The organism is Pseudomonas sp. P97.38 (assembly GCF_001269745.1).
GTDB lineage: Bacteria > Pseudomonadota > Gammaproteobacteria > Pseudomonadales > Pseudomonadaceae > Aquipseudomonas > Aquipseudomonas chlororaphis_E.
In genome coordinates, this window is record NZ_LHVJ01000029.1 from 59326 (window position 1) to 72767 (window position 13442).

A 13442-nucleotide genomic window follows, 5' to 3' on the forward strand; every position below is an offset into this window, starting at 1 on the left:
TCAGCGGTTCTGCTCGGGGTTCCATTGGCTGTAGCGCTGGCCCCGCAGAAACTGCCACAGCCCGATGCTCATGCCCGCCAGCGTCACCAGCACGAACGCGGCCAGGCGAAAGGGTCTGGGCAGGCGGTGCTGCGAGTCCATCAGCCCGAGCAGCGCCATGCTGTAGCCGATCAGTTGTGCCAACAGGCTCAGGCGATAGAACGGATGCTCGTTCCACAGCCAGGCGTTGCTCAGCAGCAACGGCAGCAACAACACCGGCGCCAGGCGGCGGATCAACTTGTGGCTGATCAACCCGGTGGCGTAGAGCCCATGGCGCAGTGGGTTGAGCAGCGCGCGCCGCTGGGCCAGGCTTTGCAGGCCGCCGACGGTGACCCGCTGGCGGCGACGGAACTGCTTGTCGGCCTCGTCCACGCCCTGGTCGAGTACCCGAGCCTGTGGCGCATAGACGATGCTCTTGCCGGCGGCCGGCGCGCAGGTGCTGAGGAAAAAGTCGTCGTTGACCTGCGCCGGTATGGGCTCGAACAGTTCGCGCCGCAGGGCCAGCAGCGCACCGTCGGCCGACACCATGCAACCGGTGCGGCTTTCCACCCGGCGCAGCCAGCCTTCGTAGTGGCGATACAGGCTGTCGCCCAGGCTCAGGCCTTTGCCTGGCACGGGGATTTCCATGTGCCCTGCACACGCGCCCACTTCCGGGTCGCTCAGCGGCGCCAGCAGGTGGCCGAGGGTGTCGGTGGCCCATTGGTTGTCGGCGTCGGTGAACACCAGGATCGCGCCGCGGCTGTGGGCCACCCCGGTGTTGAGGGCGGCGGCCTTGCCTTGGCGGGGCAGGTCGAGCACGGTGATGCGCGGATCCGCCACTTTGCGTGCGCAGGCCACCGTGTCGTCGCTGGAGCCGTCGCTGGCCAGGATGATCTGCAGCGAATGGGCCCGATAATCCTGGGCCAGCAAGGTGCGCAGCTTCTGTTCGATGTGCCGCGCCTCGTTGTGGGCGGCAATCACGATGCTGACGTCCATCGGCACCGCCTTGGCGTAGTAGCGCAGCGGAAACAAGGGGGCCAGCAGGCTCAGGATCACCGGGTAGCCGAGGTAGGCGTACACCGGCAGCAACAGGCACGACCAATAGATGAATTCAGCCACGGGCAGGTCTCCTGACGTTCCAATGACAAAGGTTGAGCAGCAACGCGGCGCCGGTCAGGTGCAGGCGTACCCCGTGCAAGGCCCACAGTTGCAGGGTCAGGCGCGGGTCACGCCGGCTCTGGCGCAGGCTGAGTACCAGGGGCGGCAACGCGGTGAGCAGCAGCAGCCCCAAGGCCAGCCGCGGTTGGCCCTCAAGCCCGGCGAGCAGGGCCAGGACGTCCAGCGCCCAGGCGCCCACGGACAGCGCCGGAAAGCGCAACAGCCGCAGGCTTGGGCCATGGCTGCGCAGCAGTTGCAGATGACTGCCCTGGCGCCACAACTCCTTGCTCATCCATTCGCGCCAGCTGCCTTCGTAACCCCAGTGCAGGGCCACGCTTTCGTTGACCAGCAACAGTTGCGCGCCGGCTTGGCGCAGGCGCAGGGAAAAATCCTTGTCTTCGCCGGTGCGCAGGGTTTCGTCGAAGCCGCCGACCTGTTCAAACCAAGTGCGCCGCAACAACAGGTTGGCGCTGGGCAGCCACTGCACCCGGTGCAGGCGATGGGCCCCCGGACGCTGGCTGCGACGTTGCCAGGCTTCGGCGAACCAGGGGGCTTGGCGCGGCGTGTCCAGGTCCAGGCCGAGCACATCGCCCTGGTGGCCTTCGAGTTCGAGCAGCAGCTTGAGCCAGTTGGCCGGCATTTCGATGTCGGCGTCGATGAACGCCAGCCAGTCGCCGTGGGCCACCGCCGCACCGCGATTGCGCAGCGCGCCGATGTGCACGCCGGGCACGATCAGCACCCGTGCGCCCAGCTCGCTGGCGATGCGTGGGCCGTGGTCGTCGGAGCCGTTGTCCACCACGATCAGTTCGCACTCCAGCTGCGCCTGACGCGCGGCTTCCCGGGCCGCCCGCAGTGTCCGGCCAATGTGCCGGGCCTCGTTGTACATCGGGATGACGATGCTGATCCGCTTCATGGCCGGACCTCCCGCGGCACACCTTGCTCGGCTTCGTAGCGCAGCACGCTGGTGAGGGCGAGCATGATCCACAGCAACTTGTGGTTCGGTGCACTGAGGAACATCAGGAACAGCGTCAGCGACAGGAAGCTCATGCACAGGTGTGTCAACAGGTCGGCCTGCGCCCAGTCCCGGCGTTGCAGCCAGAGCTGGCGGGCGTGCATCAGGTTGTACAGGCCCAGGCCGAGCATGCCGACGAACATCAAGCCGCCCGGTATGCCGATCTCACTGAAAATCTCCAGGTAAGTGTTGTGGGCCCGGCGATACAGGTCCCCCAGCTTGCGATTGGCCGAGAACGCCTTGGCGTAGCCGGTGGGCGCGTAGTGCAGGGGGAAGGTCCCGGGGCCTGCGCCCAGCACCGGGTTTTCGCGGATCATCTGGCTGCCGACCACGATGTACGAAGCACGCCGCCCGAGGGACTCGTCCTTGTGGGCACTGGCGCCGGCGCTGAGGATGCTCAGCGACTGGATGCGTGCCACGTAGCCGGCCGGCAGCACCGCGACCGCCAGCGGGACCATCAGCGCCAGCCCGAGCATCGCGAACCCCAGGTGCCGCGGACGGATCCGTGGCAACTGCGCGCGGTAGTGGTACAGGCCGATGATCAGGCTGAGCAGCAGCACCACCAACCCCGAGCGCGATTCGGTCTTGGTCATCCCGCCCAGCAGCAGGACGAAGCAGCCACCCCAGAACAACCGGTACAGCAGGTACGGGCCACGCAGGATCAGCAGCAGGGCCAGCGGCACGGTGAAGGCAATCAGCAGGGCGAAGGCGTTCGGGTCTTCCAGCAGGCCGGACGCGCGCCCCTGGTCCTGGTACTTGGCCGAGAACATCGCGAGCACGCAGGTGGCGGTCACGCTCAACGTCACCAGGCGGCAGAACATGTCTAGGTTCAGTTCGCGGCCGATCAGCAGCGTGATGCCGAACAGGACCAGGCCCACGCTCAGTTCGCGAAAATGGGTCATGGACAGGTCCATGTTTTCCGTCAGCAGCATGCTCAAGCCGTAGAGCAGCATGAAGCCGATCAATGGCCGCCAGATGTTGCTGCGCAGGCGCGCGGCGGGAATCTGGTGCACGGCCAGTTGCAACATCAGGATCAGCGCCAGGGCCAGGCCGAAGAACTTGGTGCCGGAGAAGGCGTTGTCCTTGAACAGGCCTTCGAACGGCACCAGCGCGGCGATGCCCAGCAGCCCCCAGCCAGGCTTGCGGTACAGCACGGTGACACCGACCAGGCCCAGCACCGCGCCTGGCGCCAGGAACGGATAAGGGCTGGCCAGCAACACCAGGCAAGCCAGGCCTAGCAGGCTGATGATCGAGAGCGGGACGATCATGGGTGAGCCTCCTGTGCCGTGCGGATGTAGAGCTGCGACCAGCGCTCGGCCAGCGTGCGCAGGTCGTAGCGCTCCTGCTGGGTGCGACGGGCGTTGTCGGCGAGGATCCGCGCCAGGGGCGGTTCGCTGAACAGCGTCTCGATCTGTTGCGCCAGTTCGTGGCTGTCGGCCGGTGTCGCGAGCAGGCCGTTGTGCCGGTCCTGCAGGACATCGGGAATGCCGCCGACGCCGAACGCCACCACCGGCACGCCGGCCTGCATGGCTTCGAGCAGGATCATCGGCGTGCCTTCGGTGCGCGAACTGATCACCAGGGCATCGAGGCGGCTCCACCAGGCGTTCATGTCGGTCTGGTAGCCCGGCAGTTCGATGCGCGTCGGCAGACCGGCGTCGTTGATGCGCTTGAGCAGCGTCTGGCGTTCCGGACCGTCGCCGAGCATCACCGCATGCAGTGACGAATGCCGCTGGCACAGCGGGATCATGGCGTCGAGAAACAGGTCCGGGCCTTTCTCGCTGCTCAAGCGCCCGACGTAGCCGACCCGCCAGCGCTGTTCATCGGCGCGGTGGGCCGGCGGCGCGGTGACCGCCGGCAAGCCGTTGGGGATCACGTCGAGTTTCGAAGCGCGCACGCTGGCCTGACGGTGCAGGGCGGCAATGCTCTCGGCCACGCAGACCACTCGCTTGACCGAGCCGGTGCGGCACAGTTGCAGGCTCAGCCAGGTGTAGAAGCGCTGCTTGGGGCTGCGCGGGGTGAAGCCGTGTTGGGTGATCACCAGTGGCAGGCGCAGCAACGTGGCGGCGGACCAGCCGAACAACAGCCCCTTGAAATTGTGGGTGTTGATCAGCGGCCGGTCCTCGCGACGCTGGCGCAGGTGCTGCAACAGCTCGGCCCAATTGGCGCAACGGTGGCAGTCGACCCCGGCCTGGCGAAAGCGCGTGATCAAGGTCGGCGGCGCCGCCAGGAACAGCACCTGGTGCTGTCCGGGCGTGGCCAGGCAATGATCGAGCAGCATCCGCTCGGCCCCGTAGAAGCCGCCGCTGTCGAGCAGGTGAATGATCGACAGGGGGCTGCTGTGGCGGGTCGGGCCGAACGGCGCGTTCAATTGCGCACCCAATGGACAAGGCTGGGCAGGGTCCAGTTGCGGTGCGGGTTGACCTGGTCGGGGGACTGCTCGTTGATCACCAGCAGCACCGGTACATCCAGTTGTTGGCTGATCTGGGCCGGATGCTTGAAGCGATGGTCGAAGAACTCACGCACATAGACCAGGGCGATCGCCAGCAACAGGCCGCTGAACAGGCCGAACGCGATGATCAGCATCGGTTTGGGGAATGCCGCAGCGGTCGGTTCGAAGGGTGGGCTCAGGACCCGGGCGTTGGACAGTTCGCTGTCCAGCGAACGAGCGGTGCTGGCTTCGGCGAACCGTTGGGCGTAGGTGGAGAACGCCGCATGCAGGGCGTCGATCTCGGTGTCCATCTGCCGCAGCTTGCTCTGGGTTTCCTGCAACTGGTGGATCCGTTCCTTGAACTCGGCGATGCGCTCGACCTTCTGGTTGATCACCGAGCTGACCACGGCCAGGTCGGTGGTGCGTTCCTGGATCCGGTTGCTCACCACCTTCAGGAATTGCTGGCGGGTGCGCACGATCTGCTCGCGAGCCAGCAGCATCGGTTCGCTGCCGGGTTGGAAGATCGCCAGGTCATTCATGTAGCGGGCGACCTGGCCGGTCAGTTGTTCGCCCAGCTGTTTGATTTCCCGGTCTTCGAAGGCGATGTTGTCCACGGTGGTGGTGAAGGTGAACGGGAAGGTGTAGTCGTTGAACCGCGAGCTGTTCGCCGACGCCAGGCTGGTCTTGAGGTAGTCGAGCCAGCGTTGGCTTTGCAGCAGGCGATCCTGGTACAGGTTCAGGGCCTGTTCTTCGGTGTTGATAGCGTTCAGGCGGAAGGTGATTTCCTCCTTCGGATCCGCCGAGCCGACACCTTCGAGCAAGGTCAGGCGGGTGCTTTCCAGGCCGTCGAGGCGATGCTGGTACTGGCTTTTCTTTTGCTCGTAGAACGTCTGCGGCAGCTCGATCGATTGCAGTTCCTGGCGACCGGCGAGGTAGTTCTGCAGCAGTTGTTCGACGAACCGAGTGCCTTGGGCCGGGTCACCGAAGCTGTAGACGATGGAGATGACATTGGAGCCCGGCAAGGTCTCGATCTTGAGGTTTTCGACGGCTTCGTCGGTCAGGGTATCGAGCACGGTGTCGCGCACCGGGTCCACCTCCAGCCCCAGCGCGTCGCGCAGCGGGTTGATGGCGTACTCGCGCAGCGGCGTGGTGACGTAGCGCTTGAACGGATCGCTCACCCACTTGTTGAAGATGCCGGGGCTGGGTGTGTATTCGCCCTGGTCGCGCAGGGTGCTGATGGTCTGGCGGATCAGCGCGGGCGAACGGAGGATATTGCTCTCGGTTTCCATGTCCGCCAGGGACGGTGGAACGAACGTGGCGTTCTCCTGGTTGAGCGACGTGGTGGCGTCGCCCTGGGAGATTTTTTTCGACTGCACGATCACCTGTGCGGTGATATCGAAGCTCTGTTTGAGCATCAACGGCAGCACCAGGGCGATGACGGCGAAAATCAGGAAGACACGCTTCACCCATTGCTTGTTGGCGAAGAAGATCCTGAAGAACTCATGCAGATAATTTTCCTTGGGATTCATGTCGATCACCTGGGTCAGTTGCTGTTGCTGCCTTTGTTGTCGAGGCGGTAGCCGAAGCTGACCCCCATGCCCTGGAACAGCACCACGTCGGCCAGTTGCCTGGCGAGTTCGCCGGCGCTGGCGAGCTTGGTCTTGGGTACGAACAGCATGTCTTCGGGTTGCAGGTAGGCGATTTGCGACGCGTCGCCGCTCAGGGCTTTTTCCACGTCGTAATGCCGGGCTTCGACCTGGTTGCCGTTGCGGCGCATGATCACCACCGAATCGAGCCGGGCCTTGACGTTGGTGCCGCGGGCCAGGGTCAGCGCCTCAAGCACCGAGATCGGCCGGCGGATGGGGTAGGAGCCGGGTTGGGCGACTTCACCGAGCACGTAGATCTCGTTGCCGGCGGTGGACTTGAGCAGCACATCGACGGTCATGTGCCCGGGCAGTTGGGCGTAACGCTCATTGAGAAACGCCTCCAGCTGGGTGACGGTCATGCCTTGCAGCGGCACGGCGCCGATTTCCGGAAAGCTCGCATAGCCGTCCCGGCCCACGGTGATTTCCCGGCTCATGCCGGTGCCGGGGTGACTCAAGGTGCTGCGCAGGTTGTTCTCGCCGGCCAGCGGGCTGGTGACCAGCACCGTCAACTGGTTGCGGTTGGGCTGGAAGAGCATTTTCTGGTCGTAGGCCCGTTGCACCGCGAGGCGGGCTTCGTCGGTGGTCAAGCCGGCGACCTTGACCGCGGTGTTGGCGCCCGGCAGTTCAATGCTGCCATCGGGCATGACCTGTTGCGTGCCGTTGAGCTGGCTGGCGGCGGTGAAGTTCAGGGCCACCTGGTCACCCGGTTGTACGCGGTAGGCCTGTGGGCCGGTGGTGCTGATGTGAAAGATCACATCGAGCACATCCTGAGGCCGCAGGGTCTGCTCGACCTTGGGCATGTCGGTGGCCTGGGCGTTGGCCGGTGCGGCCGTGAGGATCTGCACCGGCATCGAACGGGTATCGGTGTTGCTGGAGCAACCGGCGAGCGGCAGCAACAGCAGGACAAGCATTCTGGCGTTCATCTCGTCATCCTTCTGCACGCTTACAGGTTGTTGTAGAGCCATTTGGGCATGTAGTACTTGCGGCGGTTGAACACGCTGCCCACCACCTTCGCGCCGGCCTGGGACAAGCGCTGGCGAGTGGCCTGGGCCACTTCCCAGCGGGTGTCCTCACCGCGCACCACCAGCACCACGCCGTCCACCTGGGTGCTGAGCACCAGCGTGTCGCAGGCCGAATACACCGCGTCGGCGTCGATCACCACGAAGCGGTACTGCGCCGCCAGTTGCCGGAACAGCGGGCGCAGTTGCTCGGGGCTCAGGCGTTCGGCATTGCGGCCCAGGCGTCCGAGCGGCAGGAAGTCGAAGGGCAGGCTGGAGATCTGCACCACGCAGTCCTGCAACAAGGGCGGGGAGAGGCTGTTGAACAGCAGGTCGCTGAAGCCGCGCTCCTTGTACAGCGACAGTTGCTGGCTGAGGTTGCGCGGCGAATGGCTGGCATCCACCAGCAACACGCGCCCCGTGCTCATCTGCGCCAGTTGAGCGGCCAGCGCCATGGCGCTGGTGCTGGTGCCGGTGCCGGTATTGGCGGCCGTCAGCAGCAGTATCCGCAAGGAAGGGTCGAGCACGGTCGAGGTCAGGTTGGTCTCGCTCGGGCTTGCTATGGTGAGAATATTCGTCGAACCGTCCATTTAACTCGCTCCGTGGCCGCTGAACACTTTGAAGGGGGTCATCAACAGGATCTTCAAATCCAGCATCAGGCTTTGCTCGGCGATGTAGCTGAGGTCCAATTCCACGCGCTGGTCGAAGTCGATATTGCTGCGTCCGGAGATCTGCCAAAGGCCGGTCATGCCGGGGTAGATGCTCAGGCGCACAAGGTGGTTGTCCTTGTAGCGGTAGGCGTTGAACGAGGTGGGCCGCGGGCCCACCAGGCGCATGTCGCCGGTCACTACATTGATCAGGTTGGGCAGTTCGTCGAGGCTGCTGCGCCGCAGGAACCGGCCAATGGGCGTGATGCGCGGGTCGTTGTCGATCTTGAAGTCGATGGCATCGACGCCGTGTTTGTTGAGGTGGCGCAGCGACTCCTTGAGGGCTTCGGCGTCGGCGACCATGGTGCGAAACTTGTACATGCCAAAGACCCGGCCGCGGTAGCCAGTGCGCTTCTGCACGAACAGCGCCGGCCCCGGGCTTGAGAACTTGACCAGCAGCGCCAGGCCCAGCAGCAATGGACAGAGCATCAGCAGGATCGTCAGGGCACCGAGGCAGGCCATCACCCGATTGGTCCGTGAGACCGTCCAGGGCCGGCCGCCGTCGCGACCGGTCAGCCAGCCCCGGCCTTGCCGGTGGATGGCCGCGTCGAGGCGCCTGCGGTGGTCGGGGTCGACACGTTTGTCGCGTCCGGGGGTGTTGATCGGTAGGTCATGCTCATGTCGGGTCATAGACTCCTCCGCTGAGGTTCGTGCGCAGGTTCAGCCGCGAGCGGCGGGTGGGCAGCAGGCCGTGCGTAGTACTCCTGAAACCAGGCGATGAAGCGGCCGAGGCCTTCGTCCAGTTCGATGCGCGGCTGGAACCCGGTGGCCCGCGCCAGGCCACTGGCATCGGCGCAGGTGTTGAGTACGTCCCCGGCTTGCAGGGGCAGCAGTTCGATGTGGGCGCTGCGGCCCAGGTGTTTTTCCAGCAGTGCCACATAGCTGCGCAGCGCCACCGGGTGCTGCCCGCCGATGTTGAAGATCTGCCAGGGCGCCCGGCTGGTGGCCGGGCCCGGTTGTTCGCAGGTGTCTTGTGGCGTGACGTGGGGCGGGCGGTCGACCAGCCGGGCGATGCTCTCGATGATGTCGTCGACGTAGGTGAAATCCCGTTGGTGCTCGCCGTGGTTGTACAGCGACAGCACCCGGCCTTCGGTGATGGCGCGGGCGAACTGGATCGGCGACATGTCCGGCCGGCCCCAGGGACCGTACACGGTGAAGAAGCGCAGGCCGGTGCAAGGGATGCCGAACAGGTGGCTGTAGCTGTGGGCCATCAGCTCATTGGCTTTTTTGCTGGCCGCGTACAGCGACAACGGATGGTCGACGTTGTCCTGCTCGGAGTACGGCGTGTGCGGGTTGGCGCCGTACACCGAGCTGGAAGAGGCGTAGATCAGGTGCCTGACCGGGTAGCGGCGGCAGCTTTCCAGGATGTTGAGGAAACCGCCGAGGTTGCTGTCGACATAGGCCCGCGGGTTCTCCAGGGAATAGCGCACGCCGGCCTGAGCGGCGAGGTGGATCACCACATCCGGGCGGTGGTGCTGGAACAGCGCGTCGATGGCCGGTGCGTCGCTCAAGTCGATCCGGGCCAGCGGGAACTCGCCGGCCTGCTCGTGCACCCAGGCCACGCGGTCGTGCTTGAGCTGCGGGTCGTAGTAGTCGTTGAAGTTGTCCAGCCCGCACACCCGATGGCCGTCGCGCAGCAGGCGCAGCACGCAATGTGCACCGATGAACCCGGCTGCGCCGGTCACCAGGACATTCACGCTTGCGGCCCTGTTGCAGCGGTGTCCGGCAGGGTATGCCGCAGGCCGATGCCGCGATACAACAGCCCGGCGGCGGCCAGGTGTTCGGGGTTGTACAGGTTGCGGCCATCGATGATCACGCGGGCGCGCAACTTGCTGGCCAGCAGGTCGAAGTCCACTACGCGGAAGTTTTTCCACTCGGTGCAGATCACCAGGGCGTCGGCGTCCTCCAGGGTGTCATCGCGGGTGGCGCACAGGTTCAGGTCTTTGCGGTAGCCGTAGAGGCGGCGGCATTCGGACATGGCTTCCGGGTCATAGGCCTGGACCCGGGCGCCTTCGCGCCACAGCGCTTCCATCAGGTAGCGGCTGGGGGCTTCGCGCATGTCATCGGTGTTGGGCTTGAAGGCCAGGCCCCAGATGGCAATCGACTTGCCGGACAGGCCGTCGGGAAACTGCTTGGCGAGTTTCTCGAAGAGGATGTGCCGCTGGCTGTCGTTGACGTCGGTGACGCTGCGCAGCAGGCGCAGGGGCATGCCGCTCTGTTCGGCGGTGTGCAGCAGGGCTCGCAGGTCCTTGGGGAAGCACGAGCCACCGAAGCCGCAGCCGGGGTAGATGAAGTGATAGCCGATGCGCGGGTCTGAACCGATGCCTTTGCGCACCGCTTCGATGTCGGCCCCCAGGCGTTCGGTGAGGTTGGCCAGCTCGTTCATGAAGCTGATGCGCGTGGCGAGCATCGCGTTGGCGGCGTACTTGGTCAGTTCGGCGCTGCGGTTGTCCATGAACATCAGTTTTTCGTGGTTGCGGCAGAAGGGCGCGTACAGCTCGCTCATCTGGTCGCGGGCCAACTGATCGGCGGTGCCGACGATGATCCGGTCCGGACGCATGCAGTCGGCGAGGGCGCTGCCCTCCTTGAGGAATTCGGGGTTGGACACCACGCGCACATTCAGTTGCTTGAGGCCCCGGCGCGCCAGCGCCTGGCGGGCGCATTCGGCCACCTTGTCGGCCGTGCCCACCGGCACCGTGGACTTGATGATCAAGGTGCGGTCGCTGTCCATGAAGTCGGCGATCTGGCGGGTGACGCCCAGCACATGGCTCAGGTCGGCCGAACCGTCCTCATCGGCGGGCGTGCCGACGGCGATGAAGATCAACTCGCCGTGATTGACCGCATCGCTGGCCTGGGAACTGAACGCCAGCCGCCCGGCCTTGATGTTCTCTTCGAGCAAACCGGACAGGCCCGGTTCGCTGATAGGCGGCACCGCTTGTTGCAGTTGCCGGATCTTGTTCGGGTCGATGTCGATGCACAGCACGCGATGCCCGACATCGGCCAGCGCGGCGGCCTGGATCAGCCCCACATACCCCGTTCCAAATACGCTCACGTCCATTCTTGGCGCGCCTCGCAAAAACCCGTTTATGTAACTCGGATGAAACTGTTATGAGGGGGTATAGCGCAGCCTCAGAAAAGCGTGTCAGCAAAATGACAGTTGTCAGTGTTGGTAAAACTCGAAAGAACAGGGCCTTTTGATATCAAGTTATTGACTGTCTTGGAAAAGTCTCGGTTTTAAAGGGTTTTAGCAGCGTTCAAGAAAGCGATGAACGGTCATAATCCATAGATTTTTCGTTTTTAATGGCCTTAATCGTGTCATTTTTGGGCTAACTTTTTTTTGACGCGCTCGTTGGTCAAGGCATTTCTTGCACTTTGGAAGGTCGCTGCTAAGGTGCAGAAACGAAGCCTGTCCGGGCACCGGAAAAGCGCCGCTTTCCTGGCGCCGGAACGCATCTTTTTTCAACGTCGCGACCTCGCCGAGAACGTCATGACCCGATACCTCAAGGAACTGCTGCTAGTGCTGTATCTGGTCCGGGGTCACGAGTACTACCTCGATCGCCTGGGCGCCCTGGGGGTGGGTGTTGCCACACTGCTGTTCGGCGCGATGTTCGTGGTGCTGGTGGTCGGGTTATGGCTGGCCGCGCACATTCGCCTGACGCTTGTGCGGCACCTGTTTGCCTTGGTGATGTTCGTCTCGGCGGTGTTCTTCGAGGTCTACACACGGGTCACCGACAGCTACCTGACTTACAGCCAGTTCGTGTCGCTGGTGTATTCGGGCGGGTTCATCCAGGAGGCGGCCTACCAGTATCGCGAGGTGATCACCAGCGCCATGGCCGGTGGCCTGTTGCTGTTGCTAGGGGTCGGGCTCAAGCCGCGGCGGCGCCTGGCGATCCCCGGATACCTGCCCATCGCCGCACCGGTGCTGGGTGTGCTGTTACTCAGTGGGGTGCTGTTCGTACGGGCGGGGGAAGGTGCCCGCGGGTTACCGGTGATGTACACGCCGCTGGCCTACCTGAACTTGTTTCTCTACGAGGCCTGGCACAACACCGTCGGCCCTCGGGAACCGGTGGGTATCGCGCGGCCAACGGCGCCCATCGACCACGATATCGTGCTGATCATCGATGAAAGCATTGCCGGCAACTACCTCGACATCAACACCCCTTCCGGCGTGCACAGTGGCTTGGAAACGGCGCCGGATGGCGTGGAGATTTTCAACTACGGGTATGCCGCCTCCATCGCCAATTGCAGCGCCGACACCAACGTCACCCTGCGTTATGGCGGCACACGCGCCGACTACATGCGCATCAACAGCACCCTCCCATCGATCTGGCAGTACGCCAGGAAAGCGGGCCTGCGCACGGTCTACATCGACGCCCAGCGCACCGGCGGCAACTTGCAGAACCTGATGACCGACCTGGAAAAACAGGACATCGACGCCTTCGTCCAATTCGACCAGGTGCGCGTACGCGACCGCGACATGGCGGCCGCGGCGAAGCTGGTCGAACTGCTGGGTGACGGCCAGGCCGAGCTGGTGGTGATCAACAAGGTGGGCGCGCACTTCCCGGTCCACGACAAATACCCCGACGATTTCATGAGCTATCGACCGGCGCTGCCGCGCGGGCAGTACCAGGACGTGCCCGACACCGGCAAGCGCGACGGTTTCAACGGCCAGAACGACGATTGGGTGTTGTACCGCAATGCCTATCAGAACACGTTGCTGTGGAATGTCGGGGAGTTCTTCAGGCGCATTTTCCAGCAGGCCGACCTGAGCAATGCCGTGGTGATCTACACCTCCGATCATGGCCAGGACCTGCATGAGCGCGGCAATCCGGGCCTGAACACCCACTGCGGCGGCGACCCGGTGGCGGAGGAGGGGCTGGTGCCGTTGGTGGTCATCCAGGGCAAGGCCTTGCACACCCTCGACTGGCGTGACGCTCTGGCGCAGAACAAGGACCGTTCGAGCCACTACAACATCTTCCCGACCCTGCTGCAGTTGATGGGCTACGACACTGCTGGCGTCGAGTCGGTCTATGGCAGGTCGCTGGTCCAGCCTACCGATGACGATTTCACCTTCAACTACCGCTTCAATGCGCGCCTGGGGGCGAAACCGGCCTGGCGGCATATTGACCTGAGCCACATCGTCACCCCGAAACCGACCCAGGCGGAAATGGCCGTGGGGCATTGATCATGCCCACATCAGGCCCAGGCTCAAGCCCCACACAATTTTCCCTGTGCGAGCCTGACAGCCAACCCGGCTCCTGCGGTAGCCCCCAATCCCCTGTGGGAGCGGGCTTGCCCGCGAAGGCGGCGGCACATCCAACATATTCATAACAGACACACCGCTTTCGCGGGCAAGCCCGCTCCCACAGGGATTTGGGGTGTACGCAGCCTTTGCATGCACCAACAAGCTTTGCAGGCTCGCCCGCGAAGGCGGCCTGACAGTCAACGCGGTTCGTGCGGTAGTCCCCAATCCCC

Annotated in this window: 11 protein-coding genes; 1 reads left to right on the forward strand and 10 read right to left on the reverse strand. The window is 64.3% G+C overall.

Features of this window, described 5'->3' with window-relative positions; translation table 11 throughout:
• Genes AD664_RS24825 through AD664_RS24870 form a run of 10 tightly spaced genes read right to left on the reverse strand, consistent with a single transcriptional unit; the run spans window position 1 to window position 11025 of the window.
• Complete coding sequence (locus AD664_RS24825) at window positions 1-1137, reverse strand: glycosyltransferase family 2 protein (protein WP_053150845.1); 1137 nt, start codon at window positions 1135-1137, stop codon at window positions 1-3.
• Window positions 1130-2089 carry a glycosyltransferase gene (locus AD664_RS24830; protein WP_053150847.1) on the reverse strand — a complete coding sequence of 320 codons (960 nt, stop codon included), beginning with the start codon at window positions 2087-2089 and terminating at the stop codon, window positions 1130-1132. The genes AD664_RS24825 and AD664_RS24830 overlap by 8 nt, the downstream gene beginning before the upstream one ends.
• On the reverse strand, window positions 2086-3456 hold the full coding sequence (locus AD664_RS24835; protein WP_053150850.1) for an O-antigen ligase: 1371 nt from the start codon (window positions 3454-3456) through the stop codon (window positions 2086-2088). The genes AD664_RS24830 and AD664_RS24835 overlap by 4 nt, the downstream gene beginning before the upstream one ends.
• The gene (locus AD664_RS24840) at window positions 3453-4556 is read right to left on the reverse strand and encodes a glycosyltransferase family 4 protein (RefSeq protein WP_053150855.1); all 1104 of its coding nucleotides are present in this window, start codon (window positions 4554-4556) and stop codon (window positions 3453-3455) included. Before AD664_RS24840 ends, AD664_RS24835 begins: the two co-directional genes overlap by 4 nt.
• Window positions 4553-6145 carry a Wzz/FepE/Etk N-terminal domain-containing protein gene (locus tag AD664_RS24845; RefSeq protein WP_053150857.1) on the reverse strand — a complete coding sequence of 531 codons (1593 nt, stop codon included), beginning with the start codon at window positions 6143-6145 and terminating at the stop codon, window positions 4553-4555. Before AD664_RS24845 ends, AD664_RS24840 begins: the two co-directional genes overlap by 4 nt.
• A gap of 14 nt (window positions 6146-6159) precedes the next feature.
• Window positions 6160-7185: a polysaccharide biosynthesis/export family protein gene (locus AD664_RS24850; RefSeq protein ID WP_053150860.1), complete on the reverse strand. Its 1026-nt coding sequence runs from the start codon at window positions 7183-7185 to the stop codon at window positions 6160-6162.
• A gap of 20 nt (window positions 7186-7205) precedes the next feature.
• Entirely contained in the window at window positions 7206-7850 is a 645-nt protein-coding gene (locus AD664_RS24855) for a CpsD/CapB family tyrosine-protein kinase (RefSeq protein ID WP_053150863.1), read from the reverse strand.
• Window positions 7851-8597 carry a sugar transferase gene (locus AD664_RS24860; protein WP_053150866.1) on the reverse strand — a complete coding sequence of 249 codons (747 nt, stop codon included), beginning with the start codon at window positions 8595-8597 and terminating at the stop codon, window positions 7851-7853.
• The gene (locus tag AD664_RS24865) at window positions 8594-9664 is read right to left on the reverse strand and encodes an NAD-dependent epimerase (RefSeq protein WP_053150869.1); all 1071 of its coding nucleotides are present in this window, start codon (window positions 9662-9664) and stop codon (window positions 8594-8596) included. Before AD664_RS24865 ends, AD664_RS24860 begins: the two co-directional genes overlap by 4 nt.
• On the reverse strand, window positions 9661-11025 hold the full coding sequence (locus AD664_RS24870) for a UDP-glucose/GDP-mannose dehydrogenase family protein (RefSeq protein ID WP_053150872.1): 1365 nt from the start codon (window positions 11023-11025) through the stop codon (window positions 9661-9663). The genes AD664_RS24865 and AD664_RS24870 overlap by 4 nt, the downstream gene beginning before the upstream one ends.
• A 429-nt stretch (window positions 11026-11454) precedes the next feature.
• On the opposite strand from AD664_RS24870, the gene AD664_RS24875 reads away from it, so the two are divergent.
• Window positions 11455-13152, forward strand: coding sequence for a sulfatase-like hydrolase/transferase (locus AD664_RS24875; RefSeq protein WP_053150901.1), 1698 nt, complete (start codon window positions 11455-11457; stop codon window positions 13150-13152).
• Window positions 13153-13442 lie beyond the last annotated feature (290 nt).

Excerpts from the sequence above, each read along its gene's own strand:
- AD664_RS24875 (WP_053150901.1), top strand. The coding sequence starts at position 11,455 with ATGACCCGATACCTCAAGGAACTGCTGCTAGTGCTGTATCTGGTCCGG.
- AD664_RS24855 (WP_053150863.1), bottom strand. The coding sequence starts at position 7,850 with ATGGACGGTTCGACGAATATTCTCACCATAGCAAGCCCGAGCGAGACC.
- AD664_RS24835 (WP_053150850.1), bottom strand. The coding sequence starts at position 3,456 with ATGATCGTCCCGCTCTCGATCATCAGCCTGCTAGGCCTGGCTTGCCTG.
- AD664_RS24870 (WP_053150872.1), bottom strand. The coding sequence starts at position 11,025 with ATGGACGTGAGCGTATTTGGAACGGGGTATGTGGGGCTGATCCAGGCC.
- AD664_RS24845 (WP_053150857.1), bottom strand. The coding sequence starts at position 6,145 with ATGAATCCCAAGGAAAATTATCTGCATGAGTTCTTCAGGATCTTCTTC.
- AD664_RS24830 (WP_053150847.1), bottom strand. The coding sequence starts at position 2,089 with ATGAAGCGGATCAGCATCGTCATCCCGATGTACAACGAGGCCCGGCAC.
- AD664_RS24860 (WP_053150866.1), bottom strand. The coding sequence starts at position 8,597 with ATGACCCGACATGAGCATGACCTACCGATCAACACCCCCGGACGCGAC.
- AD664_RS24850 (WP_053150860.1), bottom strand. The coding sequence starts at position 7,185 with ATGAACGCCAGAATGCTTGTCCTGCTGTTGCTGCCGCTCGCCGGTTGC.